The organism is Dyella sp., assembly GCF_036746095.1.
In the GTDB taxonomy this organism is placed as follows: Bacteria; Pseudomonadota; Gammaproteobacteria; order Xanthomonadales; family Rhodanobacteraceae; genus Dyella_B.
This window is the reverse complement of record NZ_DAIOEU010000004.1, coordinates 1-24,272: the sequence shown is the minus strand read 5'-3', so window position 1 is coordinate 24,272 and position 24,272 is coordinate 1. Positions and strand designations below refer to the sequence as shown.

The 24,272-nt window shown below is 61.6% G+C and carries 18 protein-coding genes; 9 read left to right on the top strand and 9 right to left on the bottom strand.

The genetic code is table 11. The features are described 5' to 3' along the window. Positions 1-124 precede the first annotated feature (124 nt). Entirely contained in the window at positions 125-1,684 is a 1,560-nt protein-coding gene (locus V7M64_RS03285; RefSeq protein WP_333676994.1) for an RICIN domain-containing protein, read from the top strand. 196 nt (positions 1,685-1,880) lie between these two features. Further along, complete coding sequence (yjjJ, locus tag V7M64_RS03280) at positions 1,881-3,248, top strand: type II toxin-antitoxin system HipA family toxin YjjJ (protein WP_333676993.1); 1,368 nt, start codon at positions 1,881-1,883, stop codon at positions 3,246-3,248. Positions 3,249-3,758: 510 nt separating this feature from the next. Here the strand turns inward: yjjJ and dcp are convergent. Next, the gene (gene dcp / locus V7M64_RS03275) at positions 3,759-5,969 is read right to left on the bottom strand and encodes a peptidyl-dipeptidase Dcp (RefSeq protein ID WP_333676992.1); all 2,211 of its coding nucleotides are present in this window, start codon (positions 5,967-5,969) and stop codon (positions 3,759-3,761) included. 75 nt (positions 5,970-6,044) lie between these two features. Continuing rightward, positions 6,045-7,121: an aldose epimerase family protein gene (locus V7M64_RS03270; RefSeq protein WP_333676991.1), complete on the bottom strand. Its 1,077-nt coding sequence runs from the start codon at positions 7,119-7,121 to the stop codon at positions 6,045-6,047. Between the two features lie 259 nt (positions 7,122-7,380). Between V7M64_RS03270 and V7M64_RS03265 the strand changes: the two genes are divergently transcribed. Both V7M64_RS03265 and V7M64_RS03260 read left to right on the top strand, forming a co-directional pair. Continuing rightward, positions 7,381-8,949: an alpha-L-arabinofuranosidase C-terminal domain-containing protein gene (locus V7M64_RS03265; RefSeq protein ID WP_333676990.1), complete on the top strand. Its 1,569-nt coding sequence runs from the start codon at positions 7,381-7,383 to the stop codon at positions 8,947-8,949. 215 nt (positions 8,950-9,164) lie between these two features. Further along, positions 9,165-10,115 carry a LysR family transcriptional regulator gene (locus V7M64_RS03260; RefSeq protein WP_333676989.1) on the top strand — a complete coding sequence of 317 codons (951 nt, stop codon included), beginning with the start codon at positions 9,165-9,167 and terminating at the stop codon, positions 10,113-10,115. A 32-nt stretch (positions 10,116-10,147) separates the two neighbouring features. On the opposite strand, the gene V7M64_RS03255 is transcribed toward V7M64_RS03260, so the two are convergent. From V7M64_RS03255 to V7M64_RS03225, 7 genes are all read right to left on the bottom strand, one after another. After that, entirely contained in the window at positions 10,148-11,257 is a 1,110-nt protein-coding gene (locus V7M64_RS03255) for a glycosyltransferase (protein WP_333676988.1), read from the bottom strand. 21 nt (positions 11,258-11,278) lie between these two features. Further along, positions 11,279-12,421 (bottom strand): adenosyl-hopene transferase HpnH, encoded by a 1,143-nt coding sequence (gene hpnH, locus V7M64_RS03250; RefSeq protein WP_333676987.1) that lies wholly within the window; start codon positions 12,419-12,421, stop codon positions 11,279-11,281. A 113-nt stretch (positions 12,422-12,534) separates the two neighbouring features. Beyond that, on the bottom strand, positions 12,535-13,149 hold the full coding sequence (gene idi / locus V7M64_RS03245; protein WP_333676986.1) for an isopentenyl-diphosphate Delta-isomerase: 615 nt from the start codon (positions 13,147-13,149) through the stop codon (positions 12,535-12,537). Further along, positions 13,142-15,424 (bottom strand): hydroxymethylglutaryl-CoA reductase, degradative, encoded by a 2,283-nt coding sequence (locus V7M64_RS03240; RefSeq protein ID WP_333676985.1) that lies wholly within the window; start codon positions 15,422-15,424, stop codon positions 13,142-13,144. Before V7M64_RS03240 ends, idi begins: the two co-directional genes overlap by 8 nt. An 84-nt stretch (positions 15,425-15,508) precedes the next feature. Then, positions 15,509-16,603, bottom strand: a complete 1,095-nt coding sequence (locus V7M64_RS03235; RefSeq protein ID WP_333676984.1) for a hypothetical protein — start codon at positions 16,601-16,603, stop codon at positions 15,509-15,511. Continuing rightward, complete coding sequence (gene mvaD, locus V7M64_RS03230; RefSeq protein ID WP_333676983.1) at positions 16,603-17,631, bottom strand: diphosphomevalonate decarboxylase; 1,029 nt, start codon at positions 17,629-17,631, stop codon at positions 16,603-16,605. Before mvaD ends, V7M64_RS03235 begins: the two co-directional genes overlap by 1 nt. Before the next feature lie 47 nt (positions 17,632-17,678). Next, positions 17,679-18,233, bottom strand: a complete 555-nt coding sequence (locus V7M64_RS03225) for a DUF2147 domain-containing protein (protein ID WP_333676982.1) — start codon at positions 18,231-18,233, stop codon at positions 17,679-17,681. 82 nt (positions 18,234-18,315) lie between these two features. Here V7M64_RS03225 and hpnI point away from each other — a divergent pair, with 82 nt between their 5' ends. The 5 genes from hpnI (at position 18,316) to V7M64_RS03200 (ending at position 24,008) form a co-directional block, all read left to right on the top strand. Beyond that, entirely contained in the window at positions 18,316-19,467 is a 1,152-nt protein-coding gene (gene hpnI, locus V7M64_RS03220; RefSeq protein ID WP_333676980.1) for a bacteriohopanetetrol glucosamine biosynthesis glycosyltransferase HpnI, read from the top strand. Between the two features lie 61 nt (positions 19,468-19,528). Beyond that, entirely contained in the window at positions 19,529-20,956 is a 1,428-nt protein-coding gene (gene hpnJ, locus V7M64_RS03215) for a hopanoid biosynthesis associated radical SAM protein HpnJ (protein WP_333676978.1), read from the top strand. Between the two features lie 113 nt (positions 20,957-21,069). Next, on the top strand, positions 21,070-21,975 hold the full coding sequence (gene hpnK, locus V7M64_RS03210; protein WP_333676976.1) for a hopanoid biosynthesis-associated protein HpnK: 906 nt from the start codon (positions 21,070-21,072) through the stop codon (positions 21,973-21,975). Beyond that, complete coding sequence (locus V7M64_RS03205; RefSeq protein ID WP_333676975.1) at positions 21,972-23,000, top strand: flippase-like domain-containing protein; 1,029 nt, start codon at positions 21,972-21,974, stop codon at positions 22,998-23,000. The genes hpnK and V7M64_RS03205 overlap by 4 nt, the downstream gene beginning before the upstream one ends. Positions 23,001-23,003: 3 nt before the next feature. Continuing rightward, positions 23,004-24,008, top strand: coding sequence for a ferritin-like domain-containing protein (locus tag V7M64_RS03200; RefSeq protein WP_333676974.1), 1,005 nt, complete (start codon positions 23,004-23,006; stop codon positions 24,006-24,008). The last annotated feature ends 264 nt before the right edge of the window (positions 24,009-24,272 follow it).

The window sequence follows — 24,272 nt, the reverse complement described above, 5'->3', positions numbered from 1 at the left end:
ACAAGTTTCGTAGAGGGGAACTCCCGGCCGGCGCATATGCCGGCCGGTTACAACACAACAAGAACGACTATTCGGCTTTGTCATCAATCAACCGTTGTCGCTGACGCGACACAGGAGATGGTTTATGAAACATCCGAAGCTTTGGTCGGCTTGGAGTTCCTTGTGCCTGCTGATGCTGGTCGTGTTGCTCCTCACGAGCGCACGGCCCGCACACGCCGCCACAGGCACCCTATTGACCGGTAGCACGCTTTATCCCCGCGTCGTTCGCCTGCAACACAATGCAGGCTTCAACGGCATGCTGGTGGCAAGCACCAACGGCATCATCTTTCAAAGTACCAACAATGGCGCAAGCTGGAACCTGATCGGTCCGGTGTCCACGATCAGCGGCAGCGCCGAATACTGCTGCGCAACGTTGTATGAACTTCCGCAACAAGTCGGCGCACTCGCCGCCGGCACGCTGATGTTTGCCGCCACGTATACCGTGAACGGCACCCCGGCGATCGAGGTGTACACCAGCACCAATCAAGGCCTTTCCTGGACCTATCACAGCACACCGGTACAGCGCGGCGACAGCTCGCATGGCCTATGGGAACCGGAGTTCGAAGTCGCCAACGATGGCGCGCTGGTGATGTTCTGGTCGGATGAAACCGATCCGTGTTGCAGCCAGAAGCTCGCGCAGATCCGCACCTACGATGGGCAGCATTGGCAGGACCAGACGAACACGGTGGCCAGTACCGTCCAAGCCGATCGACCCGGCATGGCCACGGTCAACAGATTGCCGGATGGCCATTTCTTCATGAGCTATGAGCTATGCGGCCCTGCTTCCTGCACGGTGTTCTATCGCACCTCAACCGATGGCTGGAATTTTGGCGACCCCACCCATATCGGCACCAAGGTCGCCACCGCCAGTGGCCAATACCTGGAACACGCGCCAGTAAACGTGTGGAGTCCGTCGGTGATTTCCAGCAATGGCGCGATCGTGCTGGTCGGCCAGGTGATGTACGAATCCAACGGCAGCGTGTCGAGCTACAACGGCAAGGTATTGTTCGTTAACACCAACGTCGATGGCGCAGGCGACTGGTACACGATCAATGCACCGGTGCAGGTTCCCACCGCGTACGACAACTATTGCCCGAACTATTCCTCCGCCTTGCTGCCCGCGACGGACGGCTCGAACATTCTGGAACTGGCCTCCGATTACAACAACGGCGGCTGCATCACGTACTACGGCAGCGAATCCTGGAACAACCTGCCTGCCGATGGTTCGACGCATGCGTTCCACAACCTGCAAGATACCGCGCTATGCCTGGATGACAGCGGCTGGGGCACCACCAACGACACCAGCGCAGAATTGTGGGACTGCAACGGTTTGGCCGTCCAAAACTGGACCGTGCATGCCGAAGGTGGCGGCTGGTACAGCATCCAGAACCAGTACTCCGGCTTGTGCGTCGACAACACCGGCGGCAATACCGCACCGGGTAACAAAGTCACCCTATGGGGCTGCGTGGGCAACGCCAACCAGGCGTGGCTGTTCATGGACCTGGGTAACGGCACCTACAAGCTGATGAACCAGGCATCCGGCTCGCTGATGCTGGACGACACTGGCGGCTCCACCACGCACGGCACGCAATTGCAGATCTGGACCGATAACGGCCTGCCGCCGCAGCAGTGGTTGCTCGATTGAGCTGGCGCTCCCATACACCCTGCAGGTCCGGCACCGTGCCGGACCTGCGGGTATAGCCGCTTGGCTCGAACCCAGCTTCGCCCTCCGCAGGCTCTTCAATTTCAAGTATCTATTCACGTATATGGCTCATATATCACTAACTTATTGTATATAAACTAACTTGATTTAGATTATCTATTCATGTATCTATTCAAACATGCCCACCCAAGATACCGATCGCTTGCTCGCCGCCCTGCGCTTGCGCCGGGTTGCGGCCGCGCGTGAGCTAGGGACGGCGCTGGGCGTCAGCCAGCCCACGGTATCGAGGCTGCTCACGGCAGCCAGGGACCAGATCGTCAAGATTGGCGCCGCCCGCAGCACTCGCTACGCGGCTGTCCGCGAGGTGCGCAGCCTCGGCCACCGTTGGCCGCTGTACCGCATCGACAGCCGAGGGCGGCCACGGGATTTGGGCGAACTGGTGGCGCTGCACGGCGAGGCATGCTGGCTGGACATCGATCAATCGCCGGACTGGCTACGCGGTGAATTCAGCGACGGCCTGTTTCCCGGCCTGCCATGGTTTCTGGATGACCTGCGCCCGCAAGGTTTTCTCGGCCGCATGTTTGCCCGCCGCTATGCGCGGGACCTCGGACTCGGCGACGACATCCTGCGCTGGAATGGCGACGACGTGCTCATGGCCTTGTTGTTGCGTGGCGAAGATGCCCCAGGCAACTTCGTGCTGGGCGACTCGGCGTTAAGCCACGCGCTGGGTGGCGCTGCTACGCCCATACCCTCGGCTTTGCGCGCTCGGCGCTACGCCGCGCTCGCCGACGCCATCCTGGCCGGCGAACAGGTCGGCTCTTCCGCCGCCGGCGAGCAGCCGAAGTTCACGGCCTGCATCGAAACGATCGAAGGCGAGCTAAAGCATGTCATCGTGAAATTCTCCGAACGGGTGGACACCAACCCCGTCGCGCGGCGCTGGGCCGATCTGTTGATCAGCGAGCATCTCGCCGGTGAATTGCTTGGCGAACAAGGGCTCGCCGCAGCCCGTACCACTTTGATCTGGTCAGATGGCCGGCTCTGCCTGGAGTCCGCCCGTTTCGACCGCCACGGTGCCTACGGAAGACGCGGTGTAGTTTCGCTCGCCGCGTGGAGCGATGCGCACGACGGCATCCGCGACAATTGGGCTGCTGCTGCAGAACGCATGCAACGCCAAGGCTGGTTGAGCGACGAAGCGGTGGCGCATGTGCTGCAGCTATGGTGGTTCGGGCAGATCATAGCCAACACCGACATGCACTTCGGCAACCTGTCATTCTTTCTCGATGATGCGCTACCGCTGACGCCCTGCCCCAGCCACGACATGCTGCCCATGCTCTATCGACCCGATAGCAGCGGCGGCTTGCCGGTGCGCGAATACCGGCCACCTCCGCCGCGACCGGATGTATTGCATACGTGGCAGACAGCAGCAATGTGGGCAACGACGTACTGGGAACGCGTCGCCGATCACTCCGACATCAGTGATGATTTTCGCCAGATCGCCAGCGCCAACCAGGCCAAGTTGATTCAATCGCGAGAGCGATTCGGATAATTGCGTCGCTTCCACTAAGCGCGATGCGCATATTGCACCAGCTCAATTTGCGAGCCAGCTTCGACGCCAGGGCAAGCCTGGCATTCAATCGACGAATCTCCAAGGTGGGCGCCGCATGCAGCAGAAAGGTGACCTCAGGGGAGTACAACACGAGTACGCGAGCTTTCATCGAAACCGCATAGCGACCTGCAAGAGGCATCGAGGACGCCCGATTCACAACCAGAGCAGTTGCATGACATCCACATCGTCAAAGGTACCGTGCATTCCTATCCACGCGACCCGACGCCTATGACTCTATCGACATGACCAAACCGGCCCCACCGTAGTAAATCTTGCGGTGACGTTTGATCATGCGCAAAACATCAGCCCGGCGCAGCCGGACGCAAGCCTCGTTCCCCTTGCAAGCAGGGGAGGGAGTACAACGCGGCATGCATCGAAATGTGGCCTAAATTAATGGCTTGGCGCTAACCCACCTACAAAAAGGCCGGCTAGATGCCGGCCCTTTTTTACTTACTTCGCAGTTCCCTGCTTCAACCCCCGATGCACCAGCATCGGCTCGATGCTCGGATCACTACCACGCCAATCCTTGTACAGCTTGGCAAGTTCCTCGGTATTGCCGCGCGAAAGAATCATCGCCCGGAAGCGATCGCCGTTTTCGCGCGTCAGACCGCCGTGCTCCTTGAAGCCCTCGAAGGCATCGTCGGCGAGCATCTGCGTCCACAGGTAGGCGTAGTAGCCGGCCGAGTAACCATTGCTCCAGATATGCAGGAAGTAGCTGGAGCGATAGCGTGGCGGAACATAGGAGAGATCGGTACCGTCCTTCTTCAGCGCGGCGGCTTCGAATGCATCCACGTCCTGCTTCGGCTGGTCGGCGGTGAGCATGTGCCAGTTCATGTCGAGCATGGCTGCGGAGACCAGCTCGGTCATGTCGTAGCCCTTGTTGAACAATTGCGCTTTCTTGATCTTGTCGACCAGCGCTTGGGGCATCGGCTCGCCGGTCTTGTAGTTCTTGGCGTAGTTGGCGAACACCTTCGGGTCGAACGCCCAATGCTCATTGAATTGCGAAGGGAATTCGACGAAGTCGCGCGCGGTCTGCGTGCCGGACAAGGTCGGGTATTGCTGGTCGGCGAAGATGCCGTGCAAGCCGTGGCCGAACTCGTGGAACATGGTGACCACGTCATCCGTCGACAGCAGCGCCGGCTGGCCGGCTGCGGGCTTGGTGAAGTTGGCGACGTTGTAGATTACCGGCTTGGTGCCGAGCAGCTTGGACTGCTGCACGAAGTTATCCATCCACGCGCCACCGTTCTTGTTGTCGCGCTTGAAGTAGTCGCAGTAGAACAGCGCGATCGACTTGCCATCCTTGTCGAACACTTCGAACACGCGCACATCCGGGTTGTAGACGGGAATGTCCTTGCGTTCCTTGAAGGTAAGGCCATAGAGCTGGTTGGCGGCGTAGAACACGCCGTTCTGCAGCACGTTGTCGAGTTCGAAGTACGGCTTGATCTGCGATTCGTCCAAGTCGTACTTGGCCTTGCGCACTTCCTCGGCGTAATGCTCCCAATCCCACGGTTCAAGCTTGAAGCTGGGTTGCTTGAGCGCAGCCTGATCCTTGTCGATCTGCTTCTGGATATCGGCCGCTTCCGTCTTGGCACGCGCGACGGCGGCCGGCGCAAGTTTCTCCATGAAGCTCATCACCGTTTCCGGCGTCTTGGCCATCTGGTCCTGCAAGGTCCACGCGGCGTAGTTGGGGAAGCCGAGCAGCTTGGCTTCCTGCGCGCGCAACAGCGCAATGCGCTCAATGACGTCGCGCGTGTCATTGGCGTCGCCCTTCTCCGCCCGCGTCCATGACGCCTCGAACAATGCCTTGCGGGTATCGCGATCGGTCAGGTCCTGCAACATGGGTTGTTGCGTGGTGTTCTGCAGTGTCAGTACCCACTTGCCATCCAGGTGGCGGTCTTTCGCAGCCTGCGCCGCCGCGGCGATGTCTTCGTCGGAAAGCCCGGCGAGCTTGCTCTTGTCGTCGACGACCAGCGCGCCATCCTTCGCGGCAGCCAGCAGCTTGTTGTTGAACTGCGCTTCCAGCCCGGCTTCTTCCTTGTTGTAATCCTTGAGCTTGGCTTTATCGGCATCGGAAAGCTTGGCACCAGCCATTACAAATTGACGGTAGACCACGTCGATCAGGCGCTGCGATTCCGGATCGAGCTTGAGTGAATCGCGCTGGTCGTACACCGCTTGAACGCGCTGGAACAATTTGCTGTTGAGGTGAATCGCATCGGCATGCGCCGCAAGCTTGGGAGCTTCTTCTTCCTGCACCTTCTGCAAGGCATCGTCGGTGTTGGCTCCGGTGATGGCATTGAACACGGCCAGCACGCGATGCAACAGCACGCCGGTTTTTTCCAGCGCGACGTAGGTATTTTCAAACGTCGGCGGCTCGGGGTTGTTGGCGATCTTCTCGACTTCGTCCAATTGCTGGCGCATGCCTTCTTCGATCGCCGGCTGGTAGTCGCTGTCCTTGATCTTGTCGAACGGCGGCGCCTGGTAGGGCAGCGTGCTGGCGGTGAAGAACGGATTGCTGGCCGGCGCCTCGGCGGCCGCGGTAGTGGCGGCCTTGGCGGGCGCGCTGCTGGAAGCAGCCGGCGTATTCCCGGCCTCGTTGTGGGACTGCGAACAGGCGGCGAGCGCAACGGTCATGGCGACCGCAAGAAGGCGGAGACGAGGCATGAAGATTTCCCAGGATGTGGCAGTCAAACTCACGACTCTAATCCCAGGCGCCCCGCCCTCCAAGCGTGCTGAAGGTCAGCCAGGCGACATAACGAATGTTTTGCTTTCCGCCGCATTCAGCGCCGCCTGTACGGCGGGCCAGTCGGCGCCTGGGCCGGGCAGCGCGAATTGATACACGATGCGTTGCTCGTACACCTCGCCGGGACGCAGGATGGTCGACGGAAAGTGGGGCCGGTTCGGCGCATCCGGAAAGCCTTGCGGCTCCAGGCAGACACCACGTCCCAGCTCCGGATGACTCCGATCCAGGCCATATCCTTCGTACAACTGCACGCCAGGTGCCGAGCTGCTCATGCGCATGGCCACGCCGCTGTGCGGCGAATACAGCTCGGCGCTGCAGCGGCGATCATCGGCCAGCACCAGGCAATGATCGAACCCGCCGCCGATGCGCAGCTGGGGATGATCGGCCACACGCCGCCGGTCCAGCGTGGCGGGCAGGCGGAAGTCGAAAGGCGTGCCAGCCACCGTGGCGATCTCGCCCACGGGAATCAGCTGGTCATCAATTGGCAGGTAGCGGTCGGCAGGGACATGCAGCACCTGCGCCGCGGCAGGGACAGATGGATCGCCGGCCAGGTTGAAGTACGGGTGATGCGTCAGGTTCAGTGGCGTGGGCGCATCGGTGCGCGCGCGCAAGACCAGTTGCAGCCGTTGCGGCCCGAGCAGGAAATCGGCCTCCACGTTGACTTGTCCCGGGTAACCTTCCTCGCCATCCGGCGACACATAGTGGAGCAACAAACGCTGCGGCTCGCATGCAGCGACGCTCCAGATGCGCCGATTGAAACCCAGCTGGCCACCGTGCAGATGATTGCGGCCTTCGTTTGCGCTCAAGGCATAGCGCCGGCCATCCAGTTCGAAACCCGCACCGCCGATGCGGTTGGCGAAGCGGCCGACAAGCACGCCGAGGTAATCGTTATCGCGGCGATAGGCATCCAGATCCGGCAGGCCCAGCACCACGCCGATCGGGCCCTGGACGGTTTCGATTTCCAACGTGCGCAGGGTGCCGCCGTAGGTGAGCACTTCGGCCTTCAACCCTTCGCCAGCCAACGTCATGGCATGGACCGCGCACTCGCCGATTCGTCCAAATTCACGTTGCATCAGTGATCCGTCTTGCGACCAAAGCCCACAGCATAGCCAGTGGCGCCCCCACGAAACCATGGCAAGACGGCTATGCCGCCATGGCTATTTGGGATCGCATCCACGGCCGGGGATAGTGCAATGCATCATTGCAATGTGCATATCGATAAGCCGATTTAAATCATTGGTCTCTTATCGACACCCCATCCGATACTCCGACCACCCCGGTAACCTCGTCATCTTCCTGATGGCGGCGTGCCTTCAGCTGAGAAAACCCGCCATGCCTGCTTCCCTTGCGAAAAAACGCTTGCGTCTGTCCCTGCTCTGTTCGGCCTTGTTCTTTGCCAGCGGCTGGCTGCAAGCGGCCGATATCGACGTGCACGGCAGCTTGCAGGTCGACCGGCCCGGCCCACAGGTGTCGCGCTACATCTTTGGCCAATTCGCCGAGCACCTGGGCACCGGCATCTATGGCGGCGTCTGGGTCGGCCCGGATTCGAGCATTCCCAATACGCATGGCTACCGCAACGACGTACTGGCTGCGCTGAAGGCGATAGCGGTGCCCGATATACGGTGGCCGGGTGGCTGCTTCGCCGATGAATATCATTGGCGCGATGGCATCGGCCCGCGCGACAAGCGCCCGACCAGCGTCAACACGCATTGGGGTGGCGTGGAAGAACCCAACAGCTTCGGCACGCATGAGTTCATGAATTTCACCGGGCTGCTCGGCGCGGACGCTTATATCGCCGGCAACGTAGGTGATGCGTCGCCCGACGAACTGGCGCAGTGGGTGGAATACATGACCGCCCCTACGCACTCGACCTTGGCCATGCAGCGCCGTGCCAATGGCCGCGACAAACCGTGGAAGGTCGCCTTCGTCGGTGTTGGCAATGAGCTATGGGGCTGTGGCGGCAACATGCGCGCCGAATATGCGGCCGATGTGTATCGGCGCTACCAGACCTTCGTCAAGGCGCCCGCCGACCAAAACATCCTGAAGATCGCCTCCGGCCCCAGCGACGATGACTATCACTGGACCGAGGTGATGATGCGCCAGGATGCCAAGTTCATGAACGGCTTGAGCTTGCATTACTACACCGTGCCCGGCGGCTGGCCGCCCAAGGCTTCTTCCACCGATTTCGACGAAAACGGCTGGATCGCAACCTTGCAGGGCGCGCTGCACATGGATGAGCTGATCACCAAGCACAGCGCGATCATGGATAAATACGATCCGCAGAAAAAGGTGGCCCTGGTAGTGGACGAATGGGGTACCTGGTACGCGGGCCTGCCCGGTAGCAATCCAGGCTTCCTGCATCAGCAGAACACGTTGCGCGACGCCCTGGTGGCTTCACTGACGCTGGATATCTTCAGCGATCACGCCGATCGCGTGCGCATGGCCAATATCGCGCAGATGGTCAATGTGCTGCAGTCGATGATCCTGACCGATGGCAACAAGATGCTATTGACCCCGACGTACCACGTATTCGCGATGTACAAGCCGTACCAGGATGCAACGCACCTGCCGCTTGCGATCACCACGCCGGTCTATCGCCATGGCAAGTTCGCGGTACCCGCCGTACATGGTTCGGCAGTAAAGGCCAAAGATGGCCATGTGTATGTCGCGCTGACCAATCTCGATCCCAATCAAGCAGCGGATGTAAGCGTGCAGGTCACAGGCAGCATCAGCAAACAGGTGAGCGGACAGATATTGACGGCGCCTGCCATCACTTCGCTCAATACCTTCGACCATCCCGATGCGGTCAAGCCCGAGCCCTTCAGCGGCGCGCATATCAATGGCGGCAAGCTGCAAGTGACCTTGCCGGCCAAGGCGATCGTGATGTTGAAGCTGCAATGATGCCCAGGCCGGGATGGCCATCCCGGCGTTCTCCCTGATTCGCGAGTGCCGGATGGCCATCACAGCCCAGGGTGCCGTGCGGCACCTGCTCCGGCGACGGTCGGCTATAAAAATCTGGACGTACAGCAAGCGCCCAACGTCGAGCCGGCGATTGCAATGGATATACAACAACTATAGATTTGGCGAACAACGATATCAAAGCGCATATACAGCACATGGCTCCAGCTCCCTGGTTCGTCCGCGCACGGCTGAAAACCCGCCAGCTGACGCTGCTGATCGCGATCGATGAGGAAGGCAACATCCATCGCGCTGCCGAAGTACTGAACATGTCGCAGCCGGCGGCCTCGAAATTGCTCAAGGACCTGGAAGACATGCTGGGCGTGTCGCTGTTCGAACGCCTGCCGCGCGGCATGCGCCCAACCTGGTACGGCGAGAGCCTGATCCGCCACGCGCGTATTTCCCTTTCCAGCCTGCATGAGGCCGGGATGGAGATCGAAGCCTTGAAGACCGGTCGCGCGGGCAGTGTCGCCGTCGGGGCCATCGCCGGTCCTTCCATGACGCTGCTGCCCAAGGCACTCGCATGGATCACCCGCGAGCGTCCGGACCTGCATGTATCGCTACTGGTGGAAAGCAGCGACGTGCTGCTGGAACGGCTGGCGCAGAACCGCGTCGATTTTCTGGTGGCGCGCCTGTTTCCCCAGCACGACAAGAGCCAGCTGCATTACCAGGCGCTGGCGGAAGAAGAGGTGTGCGCGATCGTGCGCCCGCAACATCCCGTGCTGGCACTGCCCAAGGTGGAACTGCGTCACCTCGCACAGGCGGACTGGATCGTACCGCCGGTCGGCAGCGTGTTGCGTCATCGCTTCGAACTGATGTTCCAGAGCGCCGGCCTGGAGCCGCCGCGCCAGGTGATCGGCACCGCGGCGCTGATGTTCCTCGCCAAGATCCTGCTGGAAACCGACTACATGGCCGTGGTGCCCACCGATGTGGCCCGCCACTACGCGCAGTTCGGCATGGTGGCAGTGGTGCCGTATGCGTTGTCGTGCCGCATGGATTCGTTTGGCATCATCACTCGCCGCGACTGGCTGCTTTCCCCTGCCGCCCACACCGTCCTGGAAGCGGTGAAAGCGTCAGCGACGCTGATTTATGGCGCGACGTTCGATTGAACGCAGGATATGCCGCACCCCACCTGCATGGCTCAGGTGCTGTAGGTACGATCTTTCCAGCGTGAACGCACACCGCGCCAGTAGCGGATCGCCGAGCTCCAGGTCATGCCCAGATAGAGCGCGGCAGTGATCGGCAGCAACAACGCCCAGGCCAGGCGCATACGGTAGTAACGCAGCATGGGCAGGTAGCTGAGCATCATCGCTACCAACGCGATCAGGCCCAATCGCCAGGTTGCGGGCGACGCGAGTAATGCGAACGGCAAGCCGTAAGCGATCGCAAACAACACCGTCACGACCAGCAGCAGCAAGGTGGAATAACCAAGCTGCGTAAAAGCCGAGCGGGCAACCATGTCGTGAATGGAAGCCAGGCTGCCATAAGGGCGCAGACTTACCACGCTGCGGCTGAGACCCAGCCAGATGCGGCAGCCGGCGTTCTTTACTTGCCGTGCAAGCGTGCAATCATCGATCAGCGCGTTGCGCAAGCTGGCGAAGGCGCCAGCCCGCTCCAACGCTTGCGTATCGACCAGGATGCAGCCACCCGCCGCCGCCGCGACCAGGCGCGACGACGAGTTGGAAATGGCGAACGGATAAATCAGCTTGAAGTAGTACACGAACGCCGGCAGCAGCAGGCGATCCCAGAAGCTGGTACGGCGCAGGTCGGCCATCAGCGAGACGAACTGGCGGTCATCGCGCTGCTTGTGCGCCAGCAGCGCCGGCAGGATGCCAGGCTGGAGCTGGATATCCGCATCCAGCAGCAGTGTCATCGGCGTATGCACGTGTGCCCTGCCCTGCTCCAGCGCCCACAGCTTGCCGGCCCAGCCTTGCGGCAGTGGCTGGCCGCTGACCACGCGTACGTTTGGAAAGGAGGCAGCGATCTTCGCCGTGTCGTCGGTGGATTGATCGTCGACGACGATCACCTGCAAACCTGCGCCTTGCATCTGCAAGCCCGACAACGTGAGGCCGATGACGTCGGCCTCGTTGCGGGCGGGAATCAATACCGTGGCCTGCGAAAGATCAGCCGGCCCGGCATGCGGGTCGGCTTCGATATGTTCACGGGTACTCCAGGCGCGCCACGGTGTCAGCAGCAGGCCTACCCACATCAGTGCCGGCAGCGACGCGGCAATCCATCCCACTATGCCCATCGTTGTCGACGCTTTGATGTATTAGTGGTTCGCTTCGGTACCCGTCTCGGCGCTACGACGCTGGATCGAGCTGATCGGGATATGGATCGCGGTGGCATCGGCGCGATTGCCGTACTTCACCGGCAGATCCGGCGCCATCGGGCCATCGGTGCGCGGGCCGAACATCGACACCTTCAGCGCCTTCAGCGGATGGGCGAACATGTCATCCACCGCCGTGCCTTCGAAGCCGCAATGCGCCATGCAGTTGTCGCACTTCGGATTGATGCCCACGCCATATTTTTCCCACTCGGTCTCTTCCATCAACTCCTTGTAGGTCTTGGCATAGCCTTCATCCACCAGCAGATAGCACGGCTTCTGCCAGCCGAAGATGTTGTACGTGGGGTTGGACCACGGCGTGCACTGGTAGGCCTGGTTGCCCGCGATGAAGTCCATGAACATCGCCGACTGGTTGAACGCCCACTTGCGCTTGCGCTCCTTGCCGATCTTGAAGATGTCGCGGAACAGCTGCTTGCTCTCGGAGCGACCAAGGAACACGTCCTGGCTCGGCGCGTGCTGGTAACTGTAGCCCGGCGACACCGTAATGCCTTCCACGCCCAGCTCCATGGCGTAGTCGAAGAAGTCGGCGACTTCTTCCGGCGCCTCGTTATTGAACAGCGTGCAGTTCACGGTGACGCGGAAGCCCTTCGACAGCGCGAGCTTGATCGCCGTCACAGCCTTCTCGAACACGCCATCCATGCACACGGACTTGTCGTGCTGCTTCTCCAGGCCATCCAGATGCACGGACCAGGTGAAGTACGGCGACGGCTTGTATTCGTCGATGTGCTTGGGCAGCAGGATCGCGTTGGTGCACAGGTACACGAACTTCTTGCGCGCCACGATGCCTTCGACGATCTTCGGCAGATCCTTGTGGATCAGCGGCTCGCCACCAGGGATGGACACCACCGGTGCATCGCACTCGTCCACCGCCGCCAATGCCTGCTCGACGCTCATGCGCTTTTGCAGGATTTCCTTCGGTTGATCGATCTTGCCGCAGCCGGCGCAAGCGAGATTGCACTGGAACAGCGGCTCCAACATCATCGCCAGCGGGTAGCGCTTCTGACCACTCACCTTCTTCTTGATGATGTATTGAGCGATGGTGGTTTGCTGAATAAGAGGGATACCCAAGGGATGTCTCCGGAATGTAAGACGCCCACGCAACGGCGGCGTTCAAAAGCTTACCTGTTCAGTACAGTATAAATCACCAGGACGGAAGCCATGCTTGCGGCCCCGCCTGGCCGTTAACCTTTGAGCGGCGCAAACACGTCCGGGTGCTCGCGGCGAATCCGTTCCCACTCGATCTTGAACCAGGGCGTGAAGGCCTCGGGCCTGGCCGCCATCTCCGCATCGAGCGCGTCGGGAGCGATATAGCGCAAGCCGGAAATCTCGTTCACGTTCACCGTGGGAGCATCGTCACTGCGGCCCGCATACACCCAGCACAACTCGTGCTCGGCGCCGTCCGCATCGAACTGCGCCTGGTACTCGAACTTGAACAGGTACTTCAGTTCGCACGCCAGCCCCAGCTCTTCCTTCAGGCGGCGGTGAATCGCGGTATCGACCGTTTCCCCGCGACGCGGATGGCTGCAGCAGGTGTTCGACCAGAAGCCCGGCCACAGACGCTTGCCCGGCGCGCGCTGCTGCAACAGCAGCTCGCCCTTGGCATTGAACACGAACAACGAGAACGCGCGATGCAGGGTGCCCTGGCCGACGTGCGCGGCAGCCTTGTCGAGAAAGCCGACGTCGCGATCGTCGTGATCGACCAGGATCAACGGTTCGTCGTCGAACGACACCACCTCGTTCGAATCGCGCCATCTATCCGAAGGGATGTTCTGGCGCTCAAGTTCTGAATTATCCAATGTCGACCTCCATCGCTTGATAGCCGGCATCGCGAATCGACGCCGCTACCTTGTCGCGGTTCTGCGGGCACAACGCGACGATCGAGCCGCCGCCGCCACCACCCGTGAGCTTGGCGCCGATCGCGCCGTGTTCGCGTGCGATCTGCACCAGTTCTTCCACTTCCCAACTCGACACGCGCAGCGCGTTGAGCAGGCCGTGGCAGATATTCATCAGATCGCCCAGGCGTTCCAGATCGTACTGCTGCATCGCTTCCACGCCTTGCAGCGTGAGCGAGTCGATCTGCTGGAATATGCCGTCATACAGCGCTGGATTGCGCTGCCATGCCGTGCGCACCTTGCCGACCGTCACCGCGGTGAGGCTTTCCTTGCCGCTGATGCCGATTACCAGCGGAATGCGCTTGGGCAGATGCAGCTCGCGCACCATCGGTGCCTCGCCCTTCTTGTTGGCACGCTTGTAGAGCAGCGGCTTGCCGTAGGTGGCCACCGTGTTGTCGATACCCGACGCCGAGCCATGCGCCACTTCTTCGCAACGGAACGCCAGCGCATTGATCTCTTCATCGCTCAAACCCAGCTTGTAGTGCTGGTCGAGCGCGCGGATCACGGCGACGGCCATCGCCGCCGAACCACCCAGGCCCATCGCGCGCGGCACGTTGGGGAATACCTCGATGCGCATCGAGCGATCGGTCAGCTGCAGCTCGTCGAAGATGATGCCGAGCGAGCGCTGGAACGAATCGCGATGCGCCGGATCACGATGCAGGCGATATTCCACGCCCCAGCGCGGGATGAACATGTCGACGCCGCCGGACTTGGTGTCCTGTGCTACCGCGCGCACGGCCAACGGCACCGGCGCGGCAACGGCATGGCTGCCGTAGACCACGGCGTGCTCGCCGAGGAGGATGATCTTGCCGTGGCCGCAAGCGCGATGGTCAACCGTCGGCTGCTCGCTGGTAGTCACCGCTACGCCACGCGACTCCTTGCGGACCTGCTCGACGATTTCCTGCGCCTTCCAGATCTTGATCTCGCCCGTTTCCACCAGGCGCTCCACGACCGTGTCGAAGATTTCTGCCGTGGCGCCCGCCGCCACGGCTACGCTGCGTGCATGCAAGGTCATGTGGCCTTGCTGGATACCTTCGGTGACCAGCGCGCGCAACGCGGAGAAGTTCTGCGCAAGGCCGACCGCGCCCATGATTTCGGCAAGTTCGCGCGCCGTCTTGACGCCGAGCAGGCGCAGATTCAACGCGACGGTGGCGTTCGATTGCAGCGGGCCGCCGACGGTGCCGACCTTCATCGGAATATCCAGCTCGCCGATCAGCTCGCCGTTCTCGCCCTTGTACCAGCGCGTGAGCGAGGTATAGCGGCCACCGCGTGCGGCATACGCATGCGCGGCCGATTCGATCGCTCGCCAATCGTTGCCGGTGGCAAGCGCGACGGCGTCGACGCCATTCATGATGCCCTTGTTGTGCGTGGCTGCACGGTACGGATCGATGCTGGCGAATTCGTTCGCGAGCACGATGCCGTCACGCACTTCCTCGCCTTCGAAACCCTTGCCGGTGAGTTGGTCGGCAGGAATCACGCAGCGCGCACGCACCATCGACCGGTCGGTGAGGTTGGAAAGAATGCGCAGGAATACGCGGCCGCCGGTCATCGTTTCCACCAGCGAGGCGATGCCTTCGCACATGGTGTTGACGAGGTTGGCGCCCATCGCGTCGCGCGTGTCGACCAGCAAGTGCACCACCAGCATGTCGCCGCCTTCGGGGCGCGGATGCACGTGCACTTCCAGATCCTGCGCGCCGCCGCCACGCGCCACCATCTGCGGATGCAGGCTGTTGGCGAGATTGAGCAGTTCGTCTTTACGTTGCAACAGCGTGGCCTTGGCGTGCGCCAGATGCGGCACGTCCACCACCTGCACCTGGCCGATCAATACCGGCTCGGTGCTCTCGACGGTGAAGCCGCCGGTGCCGCGCACCAGCTTGGCCGCCGACGAAAGCGCGGCCACGATCGAGGGTTCTTCCACCACCAGCGGCACGATGTAGTCGCGGCCATTGACCAGGAAGTTGAGGCCCAGGCCTACCGGCAGACCCATCACGCCGACGACGTTCTCGATCATCTTGTCGGCTTTGTGGATCTTCAGCGTGTGCTCGCCGGACACTAGCGCTTGATAGTCCTCGGCCGATAACCAGCCGCGCTCATGGATGATGCGTACACGGTCGGATACCGAGAGTTTGTAGAAAGCGGGAAATCGAGACCGCTCAGCACTCGAAGATTCGGCGCTCATAGCCTTAAGCACTCCGTGGTAGGTCGAAAGTCACGTGCTCTTTAGTCGCGGCGTTGCATGCGGCGTGTGAGGCAAGAGCAGTGATCACGTCAAAATCCTTGCTGCGGGAGAAGTCGCATCCGAGCGCATATGGCAACTCACTCCTTGGGAATCAAGCCCCAGGGGGACGACGTGCATACCGGCGGACACAATGGCGCGTTCAAATGTCGCCAACCTTTCCGGATCTTCGGCAAACACCACGCCGAAGTCGCCGCCGGCGCCGCAAGGCTTATAACTGACATCGGTGCCGGATGCCATATCGGCCAGCTGTTTTTGTGCGGGCGAATAGATTTCCAGCCCGCATGCAGCGCTGAAACGCTGCAAACCCAGGCTATAATCATTTGTAAGGCCAATGAAAGACGACATATTCCGCCGCTGCAATGCGTCGATCGCCGCAGCGGAAATGGTGCCCAGCTCATTCATGTGCGCGCTGTAGTCGCTCGCATGGGCCTGGCGCCATACCGCCAGGCGCTGCAGCGAATCGCTGGTGGAAACCGACTGCCCCGACCATACGAACAGGCAGTGCAAGTCTTCGGCGGAGATCGCTTCGTAGGTAGGTTCGCGCGCAGGGCCAGCCAGTTGATAGCTGATCAGGCCTCCCGCCACGCTGGCGGCCACGTCCACGCCACTGCCACGGCCGCCTTGCCAATCGCCATGCATATGCAGCAGACGGCGCATCCATTGCATGCGGTCGGCGATGGCATCGCCATGGCCCGCATACGTCGCCAACGCGGAAGCCAGCGCCACGGTCAGCGCAGCACTGGAGCCAAGTCCAAGCTTGGAACGCACGCCACCTTCGAGCTTGAAGAAGCCGGACGTATCCAATGCCAGGTCGAAACCTGTGCCGGTAGCGACAAGCCCTTCGCGCAGCATGCCGTGCCACACGTGGTCGACCAAGGTGAGCTTGGCCTTGGTCGCTTCATCGCACTGCCATTGCAGCGCTCCGTCAGCGCCGATGGCGGCACGCGCTTCGCGAACACCCATGTCCGGCGCACTGATGCTGCAGATCCGATCGGCACGCGAAGCCATGCGCACGTTGGCGCGACGATCCACCGCCAGTACCAGCGCGCGCGCACCTTCCAATACGGCGTAATCGCCAAGCAGCACCAGCTTGGCGGGCGCCCCCGCGGTGACTTCCATCACGCCTCCACGAGATCCATGGCGATGGCGCGTGCGCCTTCGCCCAGGCCGGTGTCGAGCACTTCAAGCACACCCGGCACATCGCGCAAAGCCGCTTTCACTTGCTCGATCGCGGAAGGTGCACACACAGCCTTGAGCTGCGGACCGGCATCGACGGTAAAGAACACCGGCACGCCTTGCTGACGCAGGGCACGCACGCGATGCATGCATTCAACGGTGGCGCCATTCCAATACAGCAAGCCCGGCTGCGCAGCCAAGGCAAGCGCATGCATCTTCAGGCAGCTGTATTCGGAAATGCGGGCAAGCGCATCGAAATCGCGCGCGCGAATGGCGTCGCGTGCCACGCTCAAATCAGCTTCCTGGGTATCGATCCAGGCCGATTGATAGGGCGACGTATCCGCCGTGCGGCGCATGCCCTCGGTGGAGCCCACCTGCTTGGCTGCCGTCGAGGTAATCGCCACCGCTACGCGCAAGGGCCATGCATCTGCGTTGAGCAACGGGCGTGCAACCGAATCGGTGCCATCGGCCAATTGGCCGTGTGCCCATTCCACATACCCACCGAAGATCGAGCGTGCCGCCGAGCCTGAGCAGCGGCGCGCCAGCACCGATTGCTCTTGCAGGTTCAGGTCCAGGTTCAGTGCGCGCGCGCCGGCATGCACCAGGGCGGCAAAACCGGACGCGGAAGAAGCCAGCCCTGCGGCGGTGGGAAAATTGTTGCGGCTTGCCACGTCCGCGCCGTAGTCGACACCCGCGCGTGCACGCAGCAGATCGAGGCACTTGCTGATGCGCTTGGTTTCGGCCTCGTCGCTGCGGCCATTAAGGCTGACGCGATCGCCTTTTTGCCCCGGCACGAAACGGACGTCCGTGCGCGTCCACAGGCTTTCCAACGTGATCGAGATCGAGCCGACCACCGGCAGGTTCAAGGCGACATCGCGCTTGCCCCAGTATTTGATCAGGGCGATGTTGGGTTGCGCCTGGGAAACAGCACGCAGTTCACCGGATGCATCGGTGCGTGGTTCGCGGGTCATGACGTCTCGCTGGAAAGGGGACTTAAGCTATCGCGCGGGCACCGGCATCAGTTGGCCGGTGCATCCAGCACGAAGGGCAATTCGCCTGGAGCGGGCTTTCTCATGGTGACCCGGCTCCACACGGTGCTGCCGCCGAACAGGCTGATGCCGATGTAGCCATGCAGCTGCAACCGGTTCAGGCTGCGCAGCCGAACCCAGCAATTATAAGTGCGGCCGTCGTCCGAGTTATAGACACGGCCGTGTTCCCACTTTTCATGATCGGGATTGAACTTAAGGCCGGTCAGCAAGCGGAGCCCTGTCAGCGGCCGGGAACGCAGGGCCGGATCGGGGTTATGGATATCGGTCACGATCCTGCCGTTGAGCGCCGGCCCATCTTCCGGGCCGTAAGTCTCGTGCAGCTGCCAAAGGATGTAGCCCTGGTATTCGTCGCCGACCTGCTCGATATGGATGACCGCGTCGCGGCTCTCCACCAGCCAGTCGCCGACGATGTCGGAGGAGGTGGGTGCATAGGTGGCCGTGCCATCCGCCACGACAGCGCTGGTAAGTCCCCACAGTAATAAGCAAGCCAGCACACCCAGCCCTGCGCGGCAGCGGAGCTTCATCGCGCGGCCTCTTGCGCGAGGGAAGAGCTGCCCCCATAAGTGCGCGTTTCGTGTCGACCTATTGCCGGTAGCATCAACATCTATGTCCTCGAACTGGTTGGTCGACACCCTGCATGCGCTAGGCACCGCGCTCGCATTTGCCGCGACAGGTTATGCCTGCGTCGCGCTATGGGCCGTGATGAAAGGATTGCGAAAGGCGCGCCAAGTTCCGCCTCCTGCCAGCCCTCCGCAGCCGGCGAGTGTACTCAAGCCGCTGCACGGTGCCGAGCCAAGGCTGTATGAGAACCTGCGCAGCTTCTGCCTGCAGGCGCATCCCGGCTACCAGCTGGTGTTCGGCGTGCGCGATCCGGACGATCCCGCTATCGCCGTGGTCGAACGCCTGCGCAGGGAGTTCCCGCAGCATTCCATTGCATTGGCTGTCGACCCGCGCGTGCATGGCGCGAATTTCAAAGTCAGCAACCTGATGAACATGGTGCCGCATGCGCAGCACGACCTGCTGGTGCTGGCGGACGCCGACATTTACGTGGAGCCCGATTACCTCACCCGCGTCACCGCGCCATTGGCCGATGCCGGCACGGGCATCGTCACCTGCCTGTATTACGGCATCCCTGGGCCTTCGCTGTGGTCGCGCCTTGGCCGTCTATTCATCGACGACTGGTTCGCGCCCTCCGTGAGGCTGTCGAACGCCTTCGGCTCCACGCGCTTCGCCTTTGGGTCCACCATCGCCTTGCGTCGCGATGCGCTCGAAGCCATCGGCGGCTTTGAAGCCTTGCGCGACACCCTGGCGGATGACTTCTGGCTCGGCGAGCTGACCCGCCGCGCCGGATTGCGCACCGTGTTGTCGGACGTGGTGGTCGGCACCGACGTCAACGAAAGCAACCTGAAAGATTTGTGGTCGCATGAACAGCGCTGGCTGCGCACCATACGCTCGATCGCGCCGGCCGGTTTTGGCATGACGTTCGTGTGTTTTACCTCGCCTTTGCTGCTGCTGGGTCTGCTGCTGGCACCCGGACCGGTCAGCGTGACCTTCGGCCTGCTCGGTGGCGCCGCGCGGGTTTTGCTACACTTTTTGCAGCGGCGCATCAGCCATCAAGCCTTCGCCTGGCATGAGGTCCTGTTGATTCCCCTCCGCGACGCCTTATTGCTGATGGAGTGGGCAGCCGCCCTGGCCGGTTGGCAAGTAAAATGGCGCGGACAGGTACTGCACGCACGAGGCGACGGTTCAGCGCCGTAAACCAAAATATCTGAACTATCTGCTGTCCCTGGGCAATACCGCCCCGCAGGAGTCATCCGTAATGAAAACGCTTTTTCTGCAAGCTCCTTCCTTCGATGGCTTTGATGGCGGCGCGGGTTCGCGCTACCAGGCCAAACGCGAAATCAAGAGCTTCTGGTATCCCACCTGGCTGGCACAGCCGGCCGCGATGGTGCCCGACTCGCGCGTACTCGATGCGCCCGCCGACGAGATCTCGGTGGAAGACAGTTTGAAGATCGCCGAGGGCTACGACCTGGTGATCATCCACACCAGCACGCCATCATTCCCGACCGACGCCAAGTTCGCCGAGCTGCTGAAAGCCCGCAAGCCGAACGTGCTGATCGGCCTGGTCGGCGCCAAGGTGGCGGTCGATCCCACCAGTTCGCTCACCGCATCGCCGGCAATCGATTTCGTGGCGCGCGAAGAGTTCGACTACACCTGCAAGGAAATCGCCGAAGGCCGTCCGTTCGAAAGCGTCACTGGCATCAGCTACAAGCTGGCCGACGGCACCGTGCAGCACAATCCGCCGCGCGCGATGATCGAGAACATGGACGACCTGCCGTTCGTGGCGCCCATCTACAAGCGCGACCTGAAGATCAGCAACTACTTCATCGGCTATCTCGACTATCCGTATGTGTCGATCTACACGGGTCGCGGCTGCCGTTCCAAGTGCACGTTCTGCCTGTGGCCACAGACCGTCGGCGGTCATCGCTACCGCACGCGCTCGGCCGCCAACGTGCTGGCCGAGGCGAAGTGGATCAAGGAGAACATGCCCGAAGTGAGGGAGCTGATGTTCGACGACGACACCTTCACCGACAGCTCCAACATGGAACGCGTGCACGAGATCGCGCGCGGCCTGGGCGCGATGGGCTGGACCTGGTCGTGCAACGCCAAGGCCAACGTGCCGTACGAATCGCTGAAGATCATGAAGGAAAACGGCCTGCGCCTGCTGCTGGTCGGTTACGAGTCGGGTGACGACCAGATCCTGCACAACATCAAGAAGGGCCTGCGCACCGACATCGCGCGCCGCTTCACCGAAGACTGCCGCAAGCTTGGCATCACCATCCACGGCACCTTCATCCTCGGCCTGCCGGGCGAGACGAAGGAAACGATCGACAAGACGATCCAGTTCGCCAAGGAAATCAACCCGCACACCATCCAGGTGTCGCTGGCGGCACCGTATCCGGGCACCTCGCTGTACAAGCAGGCGGTCGAGAACGGCTGGCTGAAAGAGAACGAAGCCGTCAACCTCGTCAACGACAAGGGCGTGCAGCTGGCACTGATCGAGTACCCGCACCTGTCCAAGCAGGAAATTTTCCACGGCGTGGAGAAGTTCTACCGAGCCTTCTATTTCCGCCCGTCGAAGATCTGGGAAATCGTCAAGGAAATGCTGATGAGCTGGGACATGATGAAGCGCCGTTTGCGCGAAGGCGTGGAGTTCTTCCGTTTCCTGCGCGCGCACGAGGCTTAATCAAATTAAATCGTGAGCGTAGCGAACCGCATTCGCCTCCTCTCCCCCGTTTACCAAATTTGTTTACGGGGGAGAGGATTGAGGTGAGGGGCCATGGCTTGCTTGAAACCCCAATGAAACCACGCTCTGCATCCCCAACTCGGCAAGAACCGCCCCTCACCCCAACCCTCTCCCCAGAGGGGAGAGGGAGCAGAGGCGACCGCCCGCGCCTGATCGTCACCGCCGACGATTTCGGCCTGCATGACGCCGTCAACGACGCGGTCGAACGCGGCTATCGCGATGGTGTACTGCGCGCGGCCAGCCTGATGGTCGCCGCACCGGCTGTGGCCGACGCCGTCGCACGCGCCAAGCAGAATCCGGGGCTCTCGGTCGGCCTGCACCTGGTATTGGCGGATGGCCGCGCCATGCTCCCGCCCACGCGCATTCCCAATCTGGTCGATGGGCATGGCATGTTCAATTCGGACATGGTGGGCAACGGTTTTCGCTTCTTCTTCCTGCCACATGTGCGCCGCCAGCTAGCCGATGAAATCCACGCACAGTTCGAGGCTTTTGCGGCCACCGGCCTGAAACTCGATCACGTCAACGCGCACAAGCACTTCCATCTGCATCCCACCATCCTCACCCTGATGTTGACCATTGGCCGCGAGTTTGGCTTGCGCGCCATCCGTCTGCCGTCGGAGCCGGGCATGGGTCCGTGGCTACGGCCTTGGCTGGCATTGATGCGCTGGCGTCTTGATCGGGCCGGCGTTGCCTATAACGATCACGTGTTCGGTCTGCGCCACAGCGGCGGCATGGATGAAGCGGTGATGCTGGAGATACTTGAGCAGTTGCCGAAGGGCTTGTCGGAGGTCTATCTGCACCCCGCCTCGCACGGCCATATCACCGAGAGCATGGCCGATTACCGCCATGCCGACGAACTTGCCGCGCTGCTGTCGCCGCGCGTGCGCCAGACCATCGCCGAACGCTGCCACTTGTGCGACGGCTTCTCCGATCCAGTTGCCAGAACCTGCCCGGCATGAGCATGAAGCTGATCAGCTATATCGCGGGCCTGCTTGGGCTGGGTGCCGCCATCGCCTTGGTCGCGCATCAAGGCTGGGGCGAAATCATGACGGCGATCGACCGCGCCGGTTGGCCCTTGCTGTGGCTGTTGCCGTTCCACATCTTGCCGCTGCTGTTTGATGTGATCGGCTGGCGCGTGCTGATCGCGCCACGCGATCCGCACAAGCAGGCGACACTACCCTTCCTGTTCTGGGTCGCTTCGATTCGCGAAGCCAGCAACCGCCTGCTGCCGGTGGCCAACATCGGCGGCGAGATCATCGGTATCCGCCTGGTGAAGTGGCGCGGCATCAGCGGCGCCGCGGTGGCAGCCAGCGTGATCATGGAAGTGCTGCTTACGCTGGTGAACCAGTATCTGTTCACGGCGCTGGGCATCATCCTGCTGATCGAACTGACCAGCGACATCAGCGCCTTCAGCACGGTGATCTACGCCCTGGCAGCCAGCGTGCCGCTGCCGATCTTCCTGATCATCCTGTTGCGCCATGGCAAGGTGTTCTCGCGCCTGGAAGGCTTCGCCGAGAAATTGCTGGGCGGACGCTCGACACTCACCGAGTTGATCGACGGCGCCAACCTCGACCAGGAAATCCGCGAGCAGTATTCGCGTCCGGTGCGCCTGATGGTCGCCACCGGCTGGCAGTTCGTGGGCTACGTGGTAGGCAGCTTCGAAACCTGGCTGGCGCTGCACCTGCTCGGATTTCCGATCAGCGTGTGGGATGCCATCGCCATCGAAGCGGTGACGCAGGCATTGCGCCATATCATCTTTGTCGTGCCGGCCGGCCTGGGCGTGCAGGAAGGCGGCCTGGTGCTGTTCGGCAACATCATCGGTCTGCCACCCGAAGCCAGCGTGGCGCTGTCCCTGGTCAAGCGCATGCGCGAGGTCGGGTTCGGCCTGCCGGCATTGATTTCCTGGCAATGGGCCGAAGCGCGCCGGCTGTATACCGTTTCCTCCGCGCGCGCCGGTCAGCGCCCCTTTGAAGAGAAGCTTTGAGTCATGACGTTCGAACGCGAGGCCTTTGACGCCGAAACCCTGGTGCCGGGCTACCACGAACCGGTGCTGCCCACGGGCGAGCCGGACGCGGCCACCATTGCCGCTTCCGAAACACGCACCCGGCACTGGTCGAGCAGCCGGCAAGGCAAGCGCATCAAATACGGCTCGGACGAGCACAAGCAGATGATGTGCCGGATGTTCGGTGAAACCTTCAATCCCTATCGCCCGTCCGTTTTGAAATGGCCGGCCCTGGATGATGCCGCCCTGCATCGCATCACCTCGTTGCCGATCTGGGATATCGCGGTGCAGACCGAAGGCAAGGCGCGCCTGCGCATGGCGGCCTATGCGCGCACCGTCACTGATCAGGAGATGCGCAACACGCTCGCGCAGAACGCATGGGAAGAAAACCGGCATAAGGAAGTGCTATCGAAAATGGTGCAGCACTACGGCATTCCGCTGGTGCCGGAACCACCCTATGAATATCCGAAAGACCCGGAGTGGGCCTATTTGGTCACCGGCTACAGCGAATGCATCGACAGCTTCTTCGCCTTCGGCCTGTTCAAGGTCGCACACGATTCAGGCCTGTTCCCCCCGGAACTGATCGACACCTTTGAGCCGGTGATGCAGGAAGAATGCCGGCACATCCTGCTGTTCGCCAACTGGGTGGCCTGGCATCGCCGCAATCTCAATCTGTTCCAGCGAATCGCGTTCGAATGGAAGGTGTTCCGCGTATGGTGCTTCCTCGGCATGGAGCGCATGGACCTGGCCAAGAGCCTGGATGCCGACGGCAACGAGCATGCACAGGACAACAACTTCACCGTCACCGGTGCGCAATCGGTGACGGAGCAGGATCTGAGCGTGGCGAAACTGATGGCGACGTGCCTCAGCGAAAACGATCGCCGCTTCGCTGGTTATGACCCGCGCCTGCTGCGACCGACGACGATGCCTTTCCTGGTGAAGTGTGCGTTGCCGGTGTTGAATTTTTTCGAGCGGCGCAAACGTAAGTAAAGACCATCCCATGGCCGTCATTCCCGCGAAAGCGCACTGCTGTCCGGGAAAATTTTCGCCGTTCTTGCGGGAAAGCTAAAACGACGTCATTCCAGCGAAAGCTGGAATCCAGCGACTTGAAAATCTGCAAAGGCACTGGATTCCAGCTTTCGCTGGAATGACGAGCCGATGGCACTGAATTTCCATGGAAAATTTTCGATGCGTGTGCTATGCCCGCGCATTTCTGAAGAACTTCATTTTCCCCGGACAGCGGTGCGCTTTCGC

What these genes read in the sequence shown, in the direction of transcription:
- V7M64_RS03255 (WP_333676988.1), bottom strand. Translation starts at nt 11,257, where the DNA reads ATGGGCATAGTGGGATGGATTGCCGCGTCGCTGCCGGCACTGATGTGG.
- hpnK (WP_333676976.1), top strand. Translation starts at nt 21,070, where the DNA reads ATGAAACCACGCTCTGCATCCCCAACTCGGCAAGAACCGCCCCTCACC.
- V7M64_RS03235 (WP_333676984.1), bottom strand. Translation starts at nt 16,603, where the DNA reads ATGGAAGTCACCGCGGGGGCGCCCGCCAAGCTGGTGCTGCTTGGCGAT.
- dcp (WP_333676992.1), bottom strand. Translation starts at nt 5,969, where the DNA reads ATGCCTCGTCTCCGCCTTCTTGCGGTCGCCATGACCGTTGCGCTCGCC.
- hpnJ (WP_333676978.1), top strand. Translation starts at nt 19,529, where the DNA reads ATGAAAACGCTTTTTCTGCAAGCTCCTTCCTTCGATGGCTTTGATGGC.
- yjjJ (WP_333676993.1), top strand. Translation starts at nt 1,881, where the DNA reads ATGCCCACCCAAGATACCGATCGCTTGCTCGCCGCCCTGCGCTTGCGC.
- mvaD (WP_333676983.1), bottom strand. Translation starts at nt 17,631, where the DNA reads ATGACCCGCGAACCACGCACCGATGCATCCGGTGAACTGCGTGCTGTT.
- V7M64_RS03225 (WP_333676982.1), bottom strand. Translation starts at nt 18,233, where the DNA reads ATGAAGCTCCGCTGCCGCGCAGGGCTGGGTGTGCTGGCTTGCTTATTA.
- hpnI (WP_333676980.1), top strand. Translation starts at nt 18,316, where the DNA reads ATGTCCTCGAACTGGTTGGTCGACACCCTGCATGCGCTAGGCACCGCG.
- V7M64_RS03205 (WP_333676975.1), top strand. Translation starts at nt 21,972, where the DNA reads ATGAGCATGAAGCTGATCAGCTATATCGCGGGCCTGCTTGGGCTGGGT.
- V7M64_RS03240 (WP_333676985.1), bottom strand. Translation starts at nt 15,424, where the DNA reads ATGAGCGCCGAATCTTCGAGTGCTGAGCGGTCTCGATTTCCCGCTTTC.
- V7M64_RS03260 (WP_333676989.1), top strand. Translation starts at nt 9,165, where the DNA reads ATGGCTCCAGCTCCCTGGTTCGTCCGCGCACGGCTGAAAACCCGCCAG.
- V7M64_RS03265 (WP_333676990.1), top strand. Translation starts at nt 7,381, where the DNA reads ATGCCTGCTTCCCTTGCGAAAAAACGCTTGCGTCTGTCCCTGCTCTGT.
- V7M64_RS03270 (WP_333676991.1), bottom strand. Translation starts at nt 7,121, where the DNA reads ATGCAACGTGAATTTGGACGAATCGGCGAGTGCGCGGTCCATGCCATG.
- V7M64_RS03285 (WP_333676994.1), top strand. Translation starts at nt 125, where the DNA reads ATGAAACATCCGAAGCTTTGGTCGGCTTGGAGTTCCTTGTGCCTGCTG.
- V7M64_RS03200 (WP_333676974.1), top strand. Translation starts at nt 23,004, where the DNA reads ATGACGTTCGAACGCGAGGCCTTTGACGCCGAAACCCTGGTGCCGGGC.